Raw genomic sequence first — 18,856 nt, forward strand, 5'->3', positions numbered from 1 at the left:
CATCCGTACAAGGAGTAACCCACTGCTTGCACGGATGTTTTTTGTGTGCCATCGGCTTTCTTGGCACAGGTACAAAATCTTCTTATGACAAATCAGGCAATTATCGGTATACTTAAGAAAGGGGTATCATCAAACAGAAAGAAGGGAAACAATTGGATCATAAACAACTAAAAGAATTCCCCAACGATTTCTTATGGGGTTCAGCATCAGCAGCCTATCAAGTAGAGGGCGCATGGCAAGAAGACGGCAAAGGCGCTTCAGTTTGGGACGATTTTGTCCGCATTCCAGGCAAAACCTTTAAAGCAACGAACGGAGATGTCGCGGTCGACCATTACCACCGCTTCAAAGAAGATGTTGCCTTGATGAAAGAACAAGGATTGAAAACCTATCGTTTTTCCATTGCATGGACACGGATTTTTCCAGAAGGACGAGGAGAAGTCAATCAAGCAGGGTTAGACTTTTATTTAGCATTGATCGATGAGCTGATTAAAGCAGGGATCGAACCAATGGTGACCTTGTACCATTGGGATCTGCCACGTACGTTGCAAGAAGAATATGGCGGCTGGGAATCTCGCAAAATCATTGAAGATTTCACCAACTATGCGGCGGTATTGTTTGAAGCCTTTCGCGGCAAAGTTCACTATTGGGTCAGCTTGAATGAACAAAATATCTTTACTTCTTTAGGCTATCTTTTAGCTGCCCATCCACCAGGAGTGACCGATCCTAAACGGATGTATGAAGTCAATCATATCGCTAATTTGGCAAATGCGTCGGTGATCAACAAGTTCCATGAGATGAAAATCCCAGGGAAAATCGGACCAAGTTTCGCCTATTCACCAAACTACCCAATCAACAGCGACCCGAAAAATATTTTGGCAGCTGAAAACGCCGAAGACTTGATGGCGCATTATTGGTTAGACGTCTATCTATGGGGCGAATACCCGATTGCTGCAATGAATTACTTGAACGAGCAAGGGATCGCACCAACGATCGAACCAGGAGATATGGACTTGCTGCGTTCAGCAAAACCAGATTTCTTAGGGATCAACTATTACCAAACAGCAACGAATGCCTACAATCCATTAGATGGTGTCGGTGCCGGTAAAATGAACACCACTGGGAAAAAAGGTAGCTCCGAAGAAACCGGGACACCAGGAATGTTCAAAAAAGCTGAAAATCCATTTGTGGAACGGACGAATTGGGATTGGGAGATCGATCCTCAAGGGCTGCGGATCGCTTTACGCCGAATCACTAGCCGTTATCGGGTGCCTGTGATCATTACGGAAAACGGACTTGGTGAATACGATAAACTAACAGACGATCACCAAATCCATGACCAATACCGCATCGATTATTTAGCAGGGCATGTCCATGCCATCAAAGAAGCGATCAGCGACGGCGCGGAAGTTCTTGGCTATTGCACCTGGTCCTTCACTGATTTGCTAAGCTGGTTGAACGGCTACCAAAAACGCTATGGCTTTGTCTATGTCGACCAAGATGAAACCCAAGAAGGGTCACTGGCACGCTACAAGAAAGACAGCTTCTACTGGTACCAAGAGCTGATCAAAACTAACGGGCAAGAGTGCTAGCCTCCTAAAGCCAATACCTGAATAAGCGAAACGACCCCTGCAACGGCAGTGATCGTTTCTTAGAAAAAAGTACGTTCCACCTGTAGCGACCGCCCAAAGGTAGACCAAAAGTCTCGCTTTTTGGGCCGCTTCAAAGGAGAACGTCCTTTTTTTGAGTATTATCGTTGACAAGTGTAAACGATAATTGTAAAGTAGAAGAAGATTACAACTGTAAACATAAAAGGTGAATGGGTTTGCATAGCAAGCAAGGAGGAAGGAAACAATGATCGAAAAGAATTATGGGGTAAAAGGGATGACCTGTGCGTCTTGTTCCCAGACAGTCGAAAAAACAGTCAGCAAGCTGGCGGGGGTCGACCAAGCAGCTGTCAATTTGGCTACTGAAAAATTACATATTCGTTATGATGAGCAGCAGCTCACCGAAGAAACACTCGCTGAGGCCATCAAAGCAGCGGGCTATCAACTGATCGGCTCTCAAAGACAAGAGACCTTTGCCATCTCGGGCATGACCTGTGCGTCTTGTGCCCAAACAGTAGAAAAAGCTGTCCAAAAATTAGCGGGTGTGGAGCAAGCCTCCGTCAATCTGGCGACAGAAAAACTGACGGTCAGCTATCAACAAGACCAAGTGTCCGCCGCGAAGATCGCAGCTGCCGTGAAAGAGGCGGGCTATGACGCACAGCTGCCGACCGCTTCTGCCGACAAGGCGGATTCAAAACAGGCAGAGATTCGTGCTTTATGGCAACGGTTTTGGCTTTCGGCGCTCTTTACGATCCCCTTGTTCTATTTGACGATGGGGGAAATGATCGGTTTGCCGATCCCTGGCTTTTTAGATCCAATGGCCTATCCAGTCAATTTCGTTACCACTCAATTGATTTTAGTCTTACCGGTGATGGTCCTCGGTCGCGCCTTTTACATTGCTGGTTTCAAAGCGCTTTGGAAAGGCCATCCTAACATGGATTCCCTCGTCGCATTGGGAACCAGTGCTGCCTTCTTTTATAGTATTTATGGGACCGTGATGGTCTACCTGGGCACGACCCACTATGCGATGCACTTGTACTATGAAACGGCCGCCGTTATTTTGGCATTAGTGACCTTAGGAAAATACCTTGAGTCGGTCTCAAAGGGCAAAACCTCCGAAGCCATCAAGAAGTTGTTGGATCTCGCACCGAAAAAAGCCCGTGTGCTTCGCGGCAGCGGGAATCAAGCCGAAGAAGTCGAAGTGGGTATTGAAGAAGTCGCAGCCGGCGATATCTTAGTCGTACGACCTGGTGAAAAGATTCCTGTGGATGGGATCGTTACCCAAGGACGCTCTGCCATCGATGAATCAATGATCACCGGAGAAAGCTTACCTATCGAAAAACAAGTCGGTGATCGGGTGATCGGCGCCAGTATCAACAAAAATGGCTCGTTTCAATACGAAGCCACCAATGTGGGAGAAGATTCAACGTTAGCGCAAATCATTCAGTTAGTAGAAAATGCCCAAGGCTCCAAAGCGCCGATTGCCCGCATGGCTGACAAAGTTTCGGGTGTGTTTGTCCCGATCGTCATGGTCTTGGCGGTTTTTGCAGGACTTGCCTGGTTTTTCTTAGGACAAGAAACCTGGATCTTCTCATTGACCATTACGATCTCTGTATTAGTGATTGCTTGTCCGTGTGCTTTAGGATTAGCGACACCGACCGCCATCATGGTGGGTGCGGGCAAAGGGGCAGAAAATGGCGTCTTGATCAAAAGCGGCGATGCGTTAGAAACAGCTAGAAACGTGACGACGATCGTCTTTGATAAAACCGGCACGATCACAGAAGGCAAACCAGTCGTAACCGATCTCCTGCCTGCCGGCAACCACACGCCGACGGAATTGCTGCAGCTGGCGGCTTCTGTTGAAAAAGGCTCAGAACATCCATTAGGCGAAGCCATTGTGATCGAAGCCCGCACGCAAGCCCTCGCCCTGCAAGAAGTTGACGGGTTTGAAGCGATTCCGGGGCATGGGATTCAAGGCACGATTGCTGGCAGTCCAGTCCTATTAGGCAACCAGAAATGGCTGGAAAAACAAAACGTTGCCATCGATGGCCTGATCGAGCAAGCCCAACAATTGGCTCACGAAGGGAAAACACCGATGTATGTTGCCAAAGACGGCGAAGCGATCGGGATCATCGCTGTGGCAGATACTATCAAAGAAAGCAGTCGAAAAGCTATTGAACGGTTGCATCAAATGGGCTTGTACGTAGCAATGATCACTGGCGACAATGCTCGGACAGCCCAAGCCATCGCCAAACAAGTCGGTATCGATGAAGTAATCAGTGACGTCTTGCCAGAAGATAAAGCCGCCAAAGTAGCCGGCCTGCAAGCCAAAGGCCAAAAGGTTGCGATGGTAGGTGACGGGATCAATGATGCGCCGGCGTTAGCCCAAGCCGATGTAGGGATCGCGATCGGCTCTGGTACCGATGTCGCCATCGAATCGGCAGACATCGTACTGATGCGCAGCGATCTGATGGACGTCCCATCAGCAATCGAGTTAAGTCGGGCAACCATCAAAAACATCAAAGAAAATCTTTTCTGGGCTTTTGCTTATAACGTCTTAGGCATCCCTGTCGCAATGGGTGTGCTGCATCTTTTCGGCGGCCCCTTGCTCAATCCAATGATCGCTGGGGCGGCCATGAGCTTCAGCTCGGTATCCGTTTTATTAAATGCCTTGCGGCTGAAACGATTCCAACCCTCAGCGAAAAAATAAACGAAGCAACGAATGCAACAACAAAAAGACCTGCCCACGGTTTCTGATGGAAGAAAACCGTGGATAGGTCTTTTTAGTGCTGGACATCTAAATAAGAGTAGGCCCGCACGTCATAACGGTTGCGACTACGGGAAAATTCGATAGGTGAGCCATTTTTCTGATAGACGATCTGTTCGATCTCTAAGACCGGATCATCGGCTTTACAGTCCAAATACTGTTGATCGTACGCGGTACTTTTATCAGCGGCGATGGTGCGGTAGGCCCCAGCAAACTGGACCCCTAGTTCCTCTTTGACATAACGATAGATAGAACTTTCTAAATGGCCACGAGTTAAATTGGGCACCAAATGGACCGGCATATAGGTATATTCTAAAATAAACGGCTGGTCTTCAAGAATCCGCAAGCGGACAATACTATAGATCGGCTGTTCTTCCGTCAACATCAACTTTTCTTGGATCGTTTGGTCAGGAAATTCGACTTGAAAATCGATGACCTGACTGACTAGCTTGCGGCCAGCTTTGCCCATTTCTGTTGACAAGCCTTCATAGACCGTTAAAGCAGTGGTGTCTTTTTTTAAGAATGGGTGGTTCAATATTTTTGTTCCAGCGCCCCGCTGAGAATAAACCAGTCCTTCCATGGCTAAAATACCGATGGCTTTTTTGACGGTCATCCGGCTGACTCCGAATTCTTCGACTAAATCAGTTTGATTCGGCAGTAAGCTGTCAGGCGGATACGTTTTGTTTTTGATACGTGTGCGTAAAATATTGGCAATTTCTTGGTATTTTGGCATCTGATCACCTCGCAAGAAGTATAGCTGAAAAAAGCGGTTTCGACAATCAAACCTTGGTTTTTTTATAAAAAGAACGGCTGACTGAAAAAATTCAGCCAGCCGTTGCGCTTAATCGATCGATGGTTCTGCTTGACGATCTAAAACACGTAAGAATGGATACCAGATTAAGCCGACGATCACCACGTCAATGACTTGCAGCAAACCACCTAACCAAGAGTTGGTTGCTAAGACACCACTGAAGACCACTGGAACGGTCCAAGGAACAGAAACACCAGTTGGTGCAGGAACAAGTCCAGCCGCCATCACTAAGTAGTTGAAGGTCGTTACCACAAGAGGTGCCACGACCCAAGGAATCAGGATTGTCGCATTCAAGACGATCGGCATACCGAAGATTGCTGGTTCGTTGACGTTAAAGATCCCTGGTGCTAAAGCCAAACGACCAACATCGCGGTATTGTTTTTTCTTCAATACAAAAGCCATCAAGATAACAACTGCTAACGTCATACCAGAACCGCCTAATCCAACGGTGAAGGTTTCCATAAATGGTTTTGTGACGATATGCGGCAGTGCATCCCCATTTTGATACGCTTCTAAGTTGTCTAACATTAATGTATTCCAAATCGGGTCCATCACAGAGTTGACGATGATTTGACCATGTAGACCGAAGAACCAAAGGAATTGGACAAAGAACAAAGCCAATAGAGTTGCTGGCAAGCTGCTGCCTAGTCCAGTCAATGGTTTTTGGATCAATTCATAAACCAAGTCATGCAAGTTGGCATTGAAGACACCCGTCATGATGGCATTGATCACTAAAAATACCGTTAAGGTGATAATTGCTGGAATCAAAGCGGCAAAAGATTTAGAAACTGCTGGTGGCACCCCATCAGGCATTTTGATCTGCCAGCCGCGTTTTGTGATGCGGCAATAGATTTCAGCTGCTAAAAATGCTGCGATCATCCCGATAAACATCCCTTTTGCGCCAAGACGATCAAGAGACAGCACGCCGGAGATCGTTTCGCCAGATTCAGTAGTCATAAAGAAAGGAGTTAAGATCAAAAAGCTGGCAAAAGAAACGGCGCCGCCAAAAATCCCTTCCACATCATATGATTTTGATAAATAATAGCCGATACCGAAAGTAACGAAAACAGTCATGATACTCATTGTTGCATTTTGCCCATTGCCAAACAGCGTTCCTAATGTTCCTTTAGTGGCATCACTGAAGAAGGGCAGGTTGTTTAAAACGACCACGATCGATCCAAACATAGTGATTGGGAACGAAAGCATAAATGCGTCCCGCAAGACGGTCAGATAGCGATTTTGTCCTAAGGCATTCGCCAAGGGCAAAATCTTTTCAGATAACTTGTCCATAAAACCATTCATTATTAGTTCACTCCTTAAATTTCTTTTTGCAATCGATTACATTGATAATGTATCATGTTTTATTTTAAATGTCTATACATTTATTTTAAAAAAGATTGATTTTTGTAACTGCTTCCTTTATGATTAGGGCAGCAAAGAAAAAACGAGGAGTGAATGAAGATGGATTATCAATTTCCAGCAGGCTTTTGGTGGGGGTCAGCCGCTAGTGGCCCACAAACAGAAGGTGTATTTGAAGGTGATGGCAAAGGGGCAAGCATCTGGGATTACTGGTATCAGCAAGAACCAGAGAAATTTTTCAATGGGGTAGGTCCTGAAAAAACCTCGCAAGTCTACACACGCTATCAAGAAGATATTCAACTCATGAAAGAAACCGGCCATACGACGTTTCGGACGTCGATCCAATGGAGTCGTCTTTTCCCGCAAGGCAAAGGAGAAGTCAATCAAAAAGCCGTTGATTTTTACAATGCCTACATTGATGAATTGATCGCCAACGGGATCGAACCTTTCATGAATTTATACCACTTCGATATGCCAATGGCGCTGCAAGAAAAAGGCGGCTGGTTGAACCGAGAGACCGTGGATGCCTATGTCGCGTTTGCGCAAACCTGCTTTACGTTATTTGGTGATCGTGTCAAGAAATGGTTCACTCATAATGAACCGATCGTCCCTGTTGAAGGCGGCTATCTTTACCAATTCCATTATCCGAATGAGATCAACATGAAACATGCAGTCCAAGTTGGGTTCCACGAAACGTTGGCGAGTGCTAAAGCCATCAAAGTCTATCATGAGATGAACCTTAGTGGGGAGATCGGCATTATTTTGAATTTGACGCCAAGCTATCCAAGAGATGAGAACGATCCAGAGGATGTCAAAGCAGCGCAAATCGCAGATGCCTTCTTTAATCGCTCTTTCTTAGACCCTGCGGTCAAAGGCACGTTCCCAGAAGAATTAGTGACCATCGTCAAGGAATTAGATATGGTACCAGCGATGGAAGCTGATGATTTACAAACGATTCGCGAAAATACGATTGACTTGTTAGGGATCAATTATTACCAACCTCGTCGTATCATGAAGAAAGAATCGCCGATCGATCAAGCGAAAAGTCCAATGCCTGATGATTACTTTGATAACTATGATATGCCGAACAAGAAAATGAACCCGTATCGTGGATGGGAAATCTATGAAAAAGGGATCTATGATATTTTGACAAACACGCGAGAAAACTATGGCAATATCAAGTGCTACATTTCTGAAAATGGCATGGGTGTCGAAGGAGAAGAACGTTTCGTCAATGCTAATGGCGTGATCGAAGATGATTACCGCATCGAGTTTGTCTCTGACCACTTGAAGTATGTCCACCAAGCGATCCAAGAAGGAACCAATTGTGTTGGCTACCATATGTGGACCTGCATGGACAACTGGTCATGGACCAATGCTTACAAGAACCGTTACGGATTTATCTCCGTTGACTTAGCAAATGATGCTAAACGAACAGTGAAAAAATCAGGTCGTTGGTTTAAAGAAGTTTCAGATAATAACGGCTTTTAATAACAATGAAAAAAGTAATGCTGTAGGGATCAGCATTGCTTTTTTGTGTAAAATCGCGGATTTTTTCTGGCTAATTTCAAAGGGGGGGTTCTATTAAAAAACCACCTGTTTTTGCAAATGATAAGCTGGGTTAAATAAAAGCACAGTTTTGATAAAGAAAAGACTAGACATGGAAACGTTCTCGTGGTATTCTTTAGTGGAAATCGGTTTCATTATTTTGTTTAGGGTTTGAAAGGAGAAAAAACAATGGATAAATTTATTGGATTTATGGAGAAGCACTTTATTCCGATCGCTTCTAAAATAGGCTCTCAAAGACATCTAGTGGCCATTCGTGACGGATTTATCGTAACGATGCCGTTGATGATCTTAGGCTCTTTTGGGGTATTGATCAACAACTTACCAATCCCTGCCTATATTGATTTTATGAATGGCATTTTTGGTGAAGGAACATGGCAAGCCTTTGGGAACAACTTGTCAGCAGGTACTTTTTCAATACTTGGTCTGTTAATCGCTTTCACAGTAGCGTATAATTTAGCTAAAAGCTACAATCAAGACGCATTAGGTGCTGGGGCGATCTCAGTTGCAAGTTTCTTCGCATTAGGTGCTATGGCGACAGGCCCAGATGGTTTGTTAACAGCTGCCGGACTTGGTTCTCAAGGATTATTTTTAGCATTAATCGTATCGATCATTTCTACTGAGATCTTCCGTCGTCTAGCTGGCAACCCACGCTTAGTCATCAACATGCCTGATGGCGTACCACCAGCAGTATCACGTTCATTTGCTGCATTATTCCCAGCAATGATCACCGTATCGATCTTTGCTTTGTTTACAGCAATTTTCCAAGCATTTGGTGTGACAAGTATCGTATTGTCCTTCTATGAATTGGTGCAACAACCATTCATGGGCTTGGCAAACTCTTATCCAGCTGCTTTGCTATTAGGTTTTATCTCTGCATTCTTATGGTTCTTTGGTTTACATGGTGCCAACATCATCGACCCGTTCATGCAAACGATCAATGTGCCTGCGATCGAAGCAAACGCACGAGCATTAGAAGCAGGAACAGATTTGCCTTATATCGTGAACAAACCATTCTTTGATTCTTTCGTGAACATCGGCGGAACAGGTGCGACACTAGGTCTTTTGATTGCGATCTTTTTAGTTGCTCGTCATCATAAAGCGTATATGACTGTCGCAAAACTATCCGTTGCACCAGGTGTGTTTATGATCAATGAACCAGTGATGTTTGGGTTGCCAGTTGTCTTAAACCCAATCTTGTTCATCCCATATGTGTTGACCCCACTTGTTTTAGTCACGACTGCTTATTTTGCAACTGCAACTGGCTTAGTTCCTGCAAGTACCGTCATCGCACCATGGACGACGCCACCAATCATCGGCGGTATTTTGTCGACACAAAGTATTGCTGGCGGAATCTTGGCAGCTGTTAACTTGATCTTGTCGATCGTTATCTACTTGCCGTTCGTGAAAATGGCGCAAATTCAAGAAACACGCCGTTTAAAAAATGCGTAATGTCTGATCGAGTCGATTAGAAACAAGCGCCAAACGTAATAGACCTTATCCGGCCGCGATCAGAGTGCAATACCCCTTATCACACTGCTTCATTGGAAGGTGCAGTGGTGTGATGACACTCTTTTCGTTTGGCCGGTTCTTTTCTCGTTTTCCAATCAATACAACACACGTTTTGGAGGTGGCAAAATGCCCAAATATATGGAGATCGCAGATGTTCTGCGTAAAAGAATCAAGGACGGGACTTATCCGAAAGACAGTCTTTTACCTTATCAAACAGAGTTAGTGGAAGAGTTTGGCGTCAGCCGAATGACGATTAAAAATGCGGTGAATATCCTGATTATGGAAGGCTTGCTGCTGACAAAGCGCGGCTTAGGGACCAAAGTTTTGAATCATTCCTTTTGGGGCAAAGATACCTCATCGGTGACAGAATACAAAGGCCTGAGCTATCAGATGAAACAAGAAAAACGGACGTTGACTAGCCAAGTCATCACCTTTGAAGTCTGTTTTCCTACAACAAGAATTCAAGAGATGCTTCAGATCACTGCCGAACAACCAATCTACCATGTGATCCGTTTGCGGATCTTAGAAGGCAATCCATACATACTCGAGCATTCCTATATGCCGTTGGATCTGGTCAGCGGTTTGACGAAAGAGATCTTGGAAGAATCCGTCTATGACTATCTGTTGCAAGATTTAGGCTACAAATTTGCTGGTGCTTATCGGACTTTTCAGGCTGCCAAAAGTGATGAATACGATCAAACCTATTTAGCGTGCCAAGCAGATGATCCAGTATTGGAATTAGAACAGATCATCTATTTAGAATCGGGACGTCCAGTGGACTATTCCTGCAGCCGCAATCGGTATGATGTTCGTGGCTATTCCATGTTAGACATGAAGCCTGATCTGTTACAGCACCGCAAAAAGTAACGGCTTACAAAATGGTTCTTCAACGAAAAAACGCTTCATAGCTACTGTTGGCTATGGAGCGTTTTTGTTTTGACTTAAGAAGTGGGTTGGTTTTGATCGCCTAGTTTGGCTAAGATAGTTTCCGCAACGGCTCTGGGAATACCAGCTTGCTGGATCTCTTCCACGGAAGCTGCTTGGATGTTTTTTAACGACTTGAAGGTTTTCATGAGCTGTTGCTTGCGTTTTGGTCCTAAGCCAGGAATTTCATCCAGCTTGGAAGAAAAGCTGTTTTTACTGCGCAGTTGGCGATGGAAGGTGATCGCAAAACGATGGACCTCATCTTGGATCCGTTGCAGCAAAAAGAATTCGACAGAATTGCGTTCCAGCTGGATCGGATCTAAAAATTCTCCGAAAATCAACTCGCTGGTTTTGTGTTTGTTGTTCTTCACTAAACCTGCAACCGGAATATCTAAACCTAGCTGGTTATGCAGCACTTCTTGGGCAGCACCGACTTGGGCTTTCCCGCCATCGATGATGATCAGATCAGGAAAAGGCAGGTTTTCTTTTAGGACACGAGAGTATCGGCGGTAGATGACTTCTTGCATAGAGCCATAATCATCGCCGCCTTGTGCGGTACGAATCTTATATTTCCGATAATCATCTTTAAACGGCTTCCCGTCGACAAAAACCACCATTGCAGAAACCGGATCGGTTCCCATGATGTGGGAGTTATCGAAGGCTTCAATCCGATAAGGTGTCGGGATCCCCATGGCATCGCCTAGACGATCCACAGCACCGATCGTCCGTTCTTCAGTACGCTCGATCAACGCAAATTTTTGGGCCAAGGCAATGCGGGCATTTTTATTGGCCAAATCGACCAATTTCTTTTTGTCGCCTCGTTGGGGCTGCAGGACTTTGGTTTCCAGCAGCGCTTCTAATGGGGCAGCATCGACATTTTGCGGAACAAAGACTTCTTTGGGAATGAAGTGTTCATTCTTTTGGTAAAACTGGCCGACGAAGGTCAAGAAATCCTCATCCGCTTCATTGTAGAAAGGAAACAAAGAGACTTCTCGTTCGATCAGCTTTCCTTGACGGATAAAGAAGACTTGGACACACATCCAGCCTTTGTCGACACTGTAGCCAAAGACATCACGGTCCATCAGGTCGGTCAGGGTCATTTTTTGTCGCGTCATGACGGTATCGATCGCTTGGATCTGATCCCGCAGCTCAGCCGCTCGCTCAAACTCTAACGTTTCAATGGCTTCGCCCATCTTCTCTTTCAGATCTTTCAAAATATCGACGTGACCGCCGTGGAAAAAGTGTTTCACTTGATCAACGATCTTCTGATAATCCTTGGGGTCTACATTGTTGACATAAGGACAGACACATTGACCCAAATGATAATAAAGACAAGGGCGCTTTTGAGAAGGACCGCACTTTCGCAAAGGAAAGAGACGATCCAGCACCCGTTTGGTTTCGTTGGCTGCTCGTGCATCAGGATAAGGGCCAAAATATAAAGCCCCGTCTTTTAAAACTTTACGAGTGATGATCAGACGCGGATAGCGCTCTTTGGTCACTTTAATAAAAGGATACGACTTGTCGTCCTTTAACATGATATTGTATTTTGGTTTGTTTTTTTGAATCAAATTGATTTCCAGCAATAAAGCTTCCGTATTTGATTCGGTAACGACGTACTCAAAATCATTGATTTCTTGAACGAGCCGTTCGGTTTTCGTATCGTGGCTGCCGGTAAAATACGAACGGACACGATTTTTTAAAATTTTGGCTTTCCCAACATAGATGATTTTGTTATTTTTATCTTTCATTAAATAACAACCAGGTTGATCAGGAAGCAGCGCTAATTTGTTCTTGATTTGTTCGTTCATTTCAAGATCCTTTCTTACTGGTTTGCTTCACGAACTGCATAAGTAGTCAAAGGGCGGTCTAAGTTTCCCTCAAAAAGGGGAACGTTAGAGCCCATAGCCAGTACTCCTCATTTTAGCACAAATTTCTTAAGAAACAATCAATCGGACCAGATCGGCAGTGAGGAAGCGTAATCGTAAGAAAAGGTTAAGAAATCCCACGAGGCGGTGGTTCCCCCAAAAAATCAGTTTGTTATTATACGCTTGCCACCTGTGAGGGATCGTTTTGCGACCACTCCTGAATGAAGGTCCGCAATCCCTCGATGGCTGGTTCTGTGACTACTTTGCGCTGGATTAAGTAAAATTGGCGCTCAAAGTTTTTATCCAGCAGTTGATAGCCAATGCCGTGGGCGGCTCGCTTGGAAAGGATCGAACAGCCGAAGCCTTGTTTCAGCAAAGCGACAATCAATTCATTGCTGGCGATCTCGATGATCGGTCCTTGAATGTTCTGTTCCTCCAGATAGCGCTTAGTGTAATAGTAGACACCAGAACTCGCTTCTCGGACGAGCCAAGGACCGGTTTGGGGATCACCGGCTAAGACGAGCTGATCTTTCAAAATCGGGAAACGCAAAATACTTGGTGCAGATAAGGGTTTTTCAATGATCCCTAAATCTAGTTGATGTTGTTCAAGCGCTGTTAAGACTTCAGCGGAGTTCATCATCGATACCCGAAAATGCACCGTGGGAAAGGCGTTGTATAAAGCAATCATCAAGTCAGGCATCAAGGCCATCGCATAGGTATGAGAGATGCCTAGGGCACAGTGGCTTTGATGCTGTGTGTTGGTATGGATCTCGCTGGCGATCGTCGACCACTCATCCAATAAATTCAGTGCCTTTTCGTAAAGGTACTCTGCTTGGGGCGTGGCGATCACGTTTTTGCGACCATTGCGTAAAAAAAGCGGTGTATCCAGGTCTTGTTCCAACTGCTTGATTTGAGCAGAAACCGTGGGCTGCGAAATAAATAGCAATTCGGCAGCTTTCGAAAAATTTTTCGTTTCATAGACCATCTTAAAGGTCTCCAGTAATTTTAACATTGCAATCCCTTCCATTAGAAAATTCAATCATAACTATTATACCAATAAATCCTACTGATCGGTCAATCTGTGTATAATGGATGTTATATGAAAGGATGAAAGCAATGAAGCAACGACAAACAGCTTTGATACTTCCCGGTTTGTTCCTGTCCTTTTCGGTAGCCGTCATCGCCCGAATCATGGCTTTGGCTGTGCCAAAATTAGGGGGAGCAACCCTTGCTATTTTATTAGGAATCATTTTAGGAAATACACTGTTCAAGCAAGAACGCTATCAAGTCGGGACGAAGGTTGCGGAAAGTCGTCTCCTAGAATATTCGGTGGTTTTGCTGGGCTTTACCGTCACTTTCCAGACTATCAGTGAAATGGGTCTTCGGGGCTTTCTCTTTATTTTGCTGCTGATGAGCTTGGTCATTACCGCTGCTTATTTGATAGGGAAAAAAAAGGGCTTTAATCAAAAGATGAGCCTGATGATGGCAGGCGGCAATGCTGTCTGTGGGGCCTCTGCGATTGCGGCGATCGCACCAGCCATTGATGCCGATGATGAAGAAAAAGGGCAGATCATCACCTTGGTCAATCTTTTAGGAACGGTGATGATGCTGACGCTGCCGTTTTTAGGCTTGGCCTTATACGGCGATGATCTATTGCAAAAAAGTGCCTTACTTGGCGGCACACTGCAATCCGTCGGGCAAGTCGTGGCGGGGGCTAGTTTGATTGATGCCGACACCGTCAAATACGCGATGCTCTTTAAAATCGCGCGCATCATCATGTTGGCAGTCGTCGTCATTGTTTTTGAACGAATGACGACAAAGACCCCCACCAAAACCAAAGGCAAAGGTAAGCTACGGCTGCCAATCCCTTGGTATGTGTTGGGCTTCTTGACCATCTGTATCTTGAACAGCTTCTTGCCGCTGCCTAGCTGGTTGAATGAGGGGGCTCATTTTATCAGTACGTGGTTTGAAACAACGGCGTTGGCAGCCATCGGTTTGCGCCTGGATTTCCGCAAGTTTTTAAAAGAAGGACCGCGCTTTTTATTCTATGGTCTTTCCGTTGGAGCCGTCCAAACCGTGGGTGCTGTTGCGTTGATTTGGTTGCTGCGGCTCTGATTCACACGAGGCACATCCCATAAAGCACGTTTGAAGCGTACGATTGTTTAACGAAAAAAGCCACGACGGTTGATCGAAGGGCACGCTTTGCTGTTTCTGTTGGAAGAGGCAGCAGGGCGTGGCTTTTCAGATCAACTGTCGGGCTTTTTTTAGCGACAAAGATGGTTAGACGGGGACTTGGATGACTTGAACACCTTGTTGCTCAATCAAGTCGATGACTTTGGGATCAGAATAATGGTCGGTAATCAGCAGATCGATAGCCGCAATTGCGCCAATCGTAAAATTGGATTGCTTACCGATTTTGCGATAATCCGCGATAACGATCAACTTGCCAGAATTTTCGATGATTTTCGCATTGACTTTGGCTTCGTGGATCACTGAAGTGGAAATGCCGGTCTGTAAATCTAACCCACTACAACCAATGATCGTAACATCAGAACGAACATGAGAAAACGACTCCACGGCGATATCCCCTGACAAGGCCGCTTTAGGATAGCGTATTTCGCCGCCACTTAAAACGATCGTTGATTTTGGATGGTGTTCCATTTGGATCACACTTGTATTGTTCGTCAACAAACTGATTCGTTTGTCTGTGAGATGGCGCAACGTTTGAGCGGCGCTAGTACTCGTATTGACGAAAAGGGTATCGCCATCTTTTACTTGGCGAGCCGCTTCTTTGGCCAGTCGATCTTTGATGTACTCGATCGAGTCGGTGGGATGCGCTTCATCTTCATAAGCTTCACAGTATTCGATTTTTCCGTGGGTTTGTTTGATCTGACCCATCTCACTCAGTACGGTACAGTCTCTGCGGATCGTCATCTCTGATACTCCCAACTGATGACTGAGGGTCTTCACATCAGAAAAACCAGATGTTTTTATCAGATCGATCAATTGTTTTCTCCTTTGCCTCACTTCTTCATTGGAACGTTTCACGATACTTCCTCCTTACATGCGCTTTATTCTATTCTTGTCTTTCATCGTTTATCCAGATTGCGATTGCCTTTGCATAGCAAAAACCTTCTCGCCTCCTTCTCGCAAGTTCAAGTGATGATCCCACACCACTTGTTGAGAAGCAACGATGTGTTTGTTGTTTCTTCTTTCGAACTCATTTTAACATATCCCCTATACATTACCATATATATTAAATAATCACATTTATTTATGGGTTAATTAACATATAATAAGCTAAATTAACATAAAATTAGATTGAAAGCGTTTTTCTATATGTTAGAATCAAAGTGTAAATAAGCAAGGGAGGAATAAGAATGGCACATGTAAATGATGTTTCGAAAGAGAGTTGGCTTTTAAATACGTTTCCAGAATGGGGGACCTATTTGAACGAAGAGATTGAAAATGAGCTTGTGAAAGAAGGCACAGTTTCCATGTGGTGGCTAGGCTGTACGGGTATTTGGCTGAAGAGTGCGGAAGGAACCAATATTTTATGCGACCTTTGGTGTGGCACTGGCAAGCGCAGTCATGGGAATGGGCAAATGAAAAAAGGCCATCAAATGATGCGAATGAGTGGTGTACAAGAAATGCAGCCTAACCTACGGACGCAGCCCTTTGTGATCGATCCATTTGCAATCAAAGGAGTGGATGCATTAGTGGTGACCCACATCCATTCCGATCATTTAGACATCAATACCGCAGCCGCAGTTCATCAAAATTGTCCAGAAGCAAAATTCGTCGGTCCCCATGAAGTCGTTGCAACTTGGTTGAAATGGGGAATACCAGAAGAAAAAACCATCGTGGTCAAACCGGGGGATGAAGTGACCATTGGGCAGGTGAAAATCGTCGCTTTAGAAGCATTCGATCGAACCGCTCTGATTACTTGTGAAGACCCGGATACCAGCTTGAAAGGAAAAATGCCACAGGACATGGATCGTATCGCAGTCAATTACTTGTTTGAGACTTCCGGTGGGGCGATTTATCATGCAGGAGATTCTCATTATTCGAATGTATTTGCTAAACATGGGAATCAGTACAAGATCGATGTTTGCTTAGGTGCATATGGCGAAAACCCGCGGGGCATCACCGACAAAGTTACTTCAGTCGATATGTTGCGGATGGCCGAATCCCTCAATGCCAAAGTGGTGATTCCCGTACATTATGATATCTGGTCCAATTTTATGGCTGATCCAAAAGAGATCACCGAGATTTGGAAGTTTAAAAAAGATCGTTTGAACTATGAGTTTAAACCGTATATTTGGCAAGTTGGCGGCAAATTCACCTACCCAACGAATAAAGATGATCTTGAATTTAATTTCTATCGTGGCTTCAAAGATGTGTTTTCGGTCGATAATGATACGCCATTCCCTTCTTTCTTATAAAAGAAGGGGGATGCTGCAAAAGCCAAATTTGAAAGGAGCAAAGGTAATGCTGCGTTATTTTTATGAAAATGAGTTGGTTGCAATCAACCATGAACAGCCCGAAGACTGGGAAGCTGCTATCTGGGCGAGTGGCGAAGGATTAAAGCAAAAGGCGTTGATTACGGATCAGTACATTGAAGATGTCATTCGGGATGTCCATCAATACGGTCCTTATATTGTGATCATTCCCAAAGTAGCCATGCCCCATTCTTCAGCAGAAAGCAAAGGCGTCTTAGGAACAGGGATCGGATTGACGATTTTTCCAGCCCCCGTTTCATTTCAAGATGATGACCCCGACAAAGAGGCGCAGTTGTTCTTTATGCTCGCTGCCAAAAACGCTGAAGCACATATGAACAATATCGCTGGTTTATCAGAGATGTTGATGGAAGAGGGGCTGGTAGAAGATCTATTAGGTGTAAAAACGATGGCAGATTTTGAAATGGTGATGGAGAAATATGACCAAAAAGAAAGCAGGGATTAGATGGAAGTGGTAGGAGATTTCTTATTGAGATGCTGGGATTACTTTGCTCAGAATATTTTGATGCAGCCAGCTTTTTTGATCGGTTTTATTGTACTGATCGGTTACTTACTATTGAAACGGCCGTTTGTTGAATGTGTCGCAGGTTTCTTAAAAGCCACCGTTGGTTACTTGATTTTGACGATTGGCTCTGGTGGATTGGTCAATAATTTCCGTCCGATCCTGGTGGGGCTTAAGGAGCGTTTTGAATTAGATGCGATGGTCACTGACCCGTATTTTGGTCAAAATGCGATCACCGCCGGCATTGAAGAACGATTCGGACGCACCTTTGGTGACACGATGCTCTTATTATTGATTGCCTTTGTTTTTAATATCTTACTCGTTCGCTTTAAAAAATATACGAAGCTGCGGGCCGTCTTCACTACTGGAAATGTGCAAGTACAGCAAGCCGCAACGGCCTTTTGGTTGCTGCTATTTTGTTTTCCAGACTTGGGTCGGATCGAAGTCTTACTTGTCATGGGCTTGATCTTAGGCTGCTATTGGGCGGTTGGTTCCAATTTGACCGTGGGCATCTGTCAAGATTTGACGGAAGGTGCTGGTTTTGCGATTGCCCATCAACAGATGTTTGGTGTTTATTTCTTTGCGAGACTTGCGGAACGGTTCAAAAAGAACAAATCCAACCGGAAATTAGAAGATGTCGAACTACCGGGTTTTTTATCGGTCTTCAATGAAAATATGGTATCGACTTCGATCCTGATGCTCTTTTTCTTCGGTATCATTTTAGTGACACTTGGACAAGATTATTTAATAACAGCAGGATTTATGGCAGAAGGACAAAGTTTCTTATTTTATATTTTACAAACATCACTGATGTTTGCCGTCTACTTAGCAATTCTTCAATTAGGTGTGCGCACCTTCGTTTCCGAATTGACCGAGTCATTTCAAGGAATCTCAAATACGATTTTACCAGGTGCTGTTCCGGGGATCGATATCGCCGCAACCTTTGCCTTTGGTTCACCAAATGCTGTGACGGTGGGCTTTTTATTCGGTGCATTAGGACAATTTTTAATGATTGCTTTACTGATTTTGTTCCGGTCACCAACGATCGTGATTGCCGGGTTTATCCCACTGTTCTTTGATAATGCAGCGATTGCCGTTTTTGCCAACAACCGTGGAGGTATCAAGGCGGCTTGTCTTTTCCCATTCTTATCAGGCATCATTCAGATCGGTGGTTCGGCCTTGATCGCTACTTGGGTAGGATTGTCCCAATATGGCGGCTATCTTGGTATGTTCGACTGGGCGACCGTCTGGCCATTCTTTACAGTATTGATGAAATTCTTAGGCATCATTGGTGTGGTTCTTGTGGTGGTGATCTTATTAGTGATTCCACAATTGCAGTACCGCAGAGATCCAGAAGGGTATTTCTTGATCGTAGATGATTACGATGCGTATGTAGAAAAACAAAAATAATGAATTCTTAGGAGGA

At 44.7% G+C, this 18,856-nt stretch carries 14 protein-coding genes; 9 read left to right on the forward strand and 5 right to left on the reverse strand.

All coding sequences use genetic code 11. From position 1 onward, the window contains the following. Positions 1-152: 152 nt before the first annotated feature. Positions 153-1,589: a glycoside hydrolase family 1 protein gene (locus IGJ12_RS00755; protein ID WP_005232733.1), complete on the forward strand. Its 1,437-nt coding sequence runs from the start codon at positions 153-155 to the stop codon at positions 1,587-1,589. 262 nt (positions 1,590-1,851) lie between these two features. Further along, the gene (locus IGJ12_RS00760) at positions 1,852-4,314 is read left to right on the forward strand and encodes a heavy metal translocating P-type ATPase (RefSeq protein WP_016619548.1); all 2,463 of its coding nucleotides are present in this window, start codon (positions 1,852-1,854) and stop codon (positions 4,312-4,314) included. Positions 4,315-4,387: 73 nt separating this feature from the next. Here the strand turns inward: IGJ12_RS00760 and IGJ12_RS00765 are convergent, their stop codons facing one another. Both IGJ12_RS00765 and celB read right to left on the reverse strand, forming a co-directional pair. Continuing rightward, a complete protein-coding gene (locus tag IGJ12_RS00765; protein WP_005226669.1) occupies positions 4,388-5,104 on the reverse strand; it encodes a GntR family transcriptional regulator in 717 nt (238 codons plus the stop codon). A 108-nt stretch (positions 5,105-5,212) separates the two neighbouring features. Further along, positions 5,213-6,484, reverse strand: coding sequence for a PTS cellobiose transporter subunit IIC (gene celB, locus IGJ12_RS00770; protein ID WP_005226670.1), 1,272 nt, complete (start codon positions 6,482-6,484; stop codon positions 5,213-5,215). Positions 6,485-6,643: 159 nt separating this feature from the next. Here celB and IGJ12_RS00775 point away from each other — a divergent pair, with 159 nt between their 5' ends. The 3 genes from IGJ12_RS00775 (at position 6,644) to IGJ12_RS00785 (ending at position 10,486) form a co-directional block, all read left to right on the forward strand. Next, entirely contained in the window at positions 6,644-8,032 is a 1,389-nt protein-coding gene (locus IGJ12_RS00775) for a glycoside hydrolase family 1 protein (protein ID WP_430619255.1), read from the forward strand. A 246-nt stretch (positions 8,033-8,278) separates the two neighbouring features. Next, on the forward strand, positions 8,279-9,559 hold the full coding sequence (locus IGJ12_RS00780) for a PTS sugar transporter subunit IIC (RefSeq protein WP_005232725.1): 1,281 nt from the start codon (positions 8,279-8,281) through the stop codon (positions 9,557-9,559). A 186-nt stretch (positions 9,560-9,745) separates the two neighbouring features. After that, on the forward strand, positions 9,746-10,486 hold the full coding sequence (locus IGJ12_RS00785; protein WP_008376546.1) for a GntR family transcriptional regulator: 741 nt from the start codon (positions 9,746-9,748) through the stop codon (positions 10,484-10,486). A gap of 74 nt (positions 10,487-10,560) precedes the next feature. Here IGJ12_RS00785 and uvrC read toward each other — a convergent pair whose 3' ends face one another. Together uvrC and IGJ12_RS00795 are read right to left on the reverse strand one after the other, a co-directional pair. Beyond that, positions 10,561-12,351, reverse strand: a complete 1,791-nt coding sequence (gene uvrC, locus IGJ12_RS00790) for an excinuclease ABC subunit UvrC (protein WP_430619256.1) — start codon at positions 12,349-12,351, stop codon at positions 10,561-10,563. A gap of 232 nt (positions 12,352-12,583) precedes the next feature. Further along, entirely contained in the window at positions 12,584-13,435 is an 852-nt protein-coding gene (locus IGJ12_RS00795; protein ID WP_005232719.1) for a LysR family transcriptional regulator, read from the reverse strand. 65 nt (positions 13,436-13,500) lie between these two features. On the opposite strand from IGJ12_RS00795, the gene IGJ12_RS00800 reads away from it, so the two are divergent. After that, entirely contained in the window at positions 13,501-14,523 is a 1,023-nt protein-coding gene (locus IGJ12_RS00800; RefSeq protein ID WP_430619257.1) for a YeiH family protein, read from the forward strand. A 165-nt stretch (positions 14,524-14,688) separates the two neighbouring features. On the opposite strand, the gene IGJ12_RS00805 is transcribed toward IGJ12_RS00800, so the two are convergent. Beyond that, positions 14,689-15,456 (reverse strand): DeoR/GlpR family DNA-binding transcription regulator, encoded by a 768-nt coding sequence (locus IGJ12_RS00805; protein ID WP_005232717.1) that lies wholly within the window; start codon positions 15,454-15,456, stop codon positions 14,689-14,691. Between the two features lie 332 nt (positions 15,457-15,788). On the opposite strand from IGJ12_RS00805, the gene ulaG reads away from it, so the two are divergent. The 3 genes from ulaG to IGJ12_RS00820 are packed head-to-tail and all read left to right on the forward strand — an operon-like array spanning position 15,789 to position 18,840. Continuing rightward, entirely contained in the window at positions 15,789-16,853 is a 1,065-nt protein-coding gene (gene ulaG / locus IGJ12_RS00810) for an L-ascorbate 6-phosphate lactonase (RefSeq protein ID WP_005232716.1), read from the forward strand. Positions 16,854-16,899: 46 nt separating this feature from the next. Further along, a complete protein-coding gene (locus IGJ12_RS00815) occupies positions 16,900-17,373 on the forward strand; it encodes a PTS sugar transporter subunit IIA (protein WP_218192989.1) in 474 nt (157 codons plus the stop codon). Further along, positions 17,374-18,840, forward strand: coding sequence for a PTS ascorbate transporter subunit IIC (locus tag IGJ12_RS00820; protein WP_016611581.1), 1,467 nt, complete (start codon positions 17,374-17,376; stop codon positions 18,838-18,840). It begins immediately after the preceding gene. Positions 18,841-18,856 lie beyond the last annotated feature (16 nt).

The sequence above is a fragment of the Enterococcus sp. DIV0802b genome (genome assembly GCF_050543535.1).
GTDB classification, from domain to species: Bacteria; Bacillota; Bacilli; order Lactobacillales; family Enterococcaceae; genus Enterococcus_D; species Enterococcus_D entomosocium.

Excerpts from the sequence above, each read along its gene's own strand:
- IGJ12_RS00760 (WP_016619548.1), top strand. The coding sequence starts at position 1,852 with ATGATCGAAAAGAATTATGGGGTAAAAGGGATGACCTGTGCGTCTTGT.
- IGJ12_RS00765 (WP_005226669.1), bottom strand. The coding sequence starts at position 5,104 with ATGCCAAAATACCAAGAAATTGCCAATATTTTACGCACACGTATCAAA.
- celB (WP_005226670.1), bottom strand. The coding sequence starts at position 6,484 with ATGAATGGTTTTATGGACAAGTTATCTGAAAAGATTTTGCCCTTGGCG.
- IGJ12_RS00775 (WP_430619255.1), top strand. The coding sequence starts at position 6,644 with ATGGATTATCAATTTCCAGCAGGCTTTTGGTGGGGGTCAGCCGCTAGT.
- IGJ12_RS00780 (WP_005232725.1), top strand. The coding sequence starts at position 8,279 with ATGGATAAATTTATTGGATTTATGGAGAAGCACTTTATTCCGATCGCT.
- IGJ12_RS00785 (WP_008376546.1), top strand. The coding sequence starts at position 9,746 with ATGCCCAAATATATGGAGATCGCAGATGTTCTGCGTAAAAGAATCAAG.
- uvrC (WP_430619256.1), bottom strand. The coding sequence starts at position 12,351 with ATGAACGAACAAATCAAGAACAAATTAGCGCTGCTTCCTGATCAACCT.
- IGJ12_RS00795 (WP_005232719.1), bottom strand. The coding sequence starts at position 13,435 with ATGGAAGGGATTGCAATGTTAAAATTACTGGAGACCTTTAAGATGGTC.
- IGJ12_RS00800 (WP_430619257.1), top strand. The coding sequence starts at position 13,501 with ATGTTATATGAAAGGATGAAAGCAATGAAGCAACGACAAACAGCTTTG.
- ulaG (WP_005232716.1), top strand. The coding sequence starts at position 15,789 with ATGGCACATGTAAATGATGTTTCGAAAGAGAGTTGGCTTTTAAATACG.
- IGJ12_RS00815 (WP_218192989.1), top strand. The coding sequence starts at position 16,900 with ATGCTGCGTTATTTTTATGAAAATGAGTTGGTTGCAATCAACCATGAA.
- IGJ12_RS00820 (WP_016611581.1), top strand. The coding sequence starts at position 17,374 with ATGGAAGTGGTAGGAGATTTCTTATTGAGATGCTGGGATTACTTTGCT.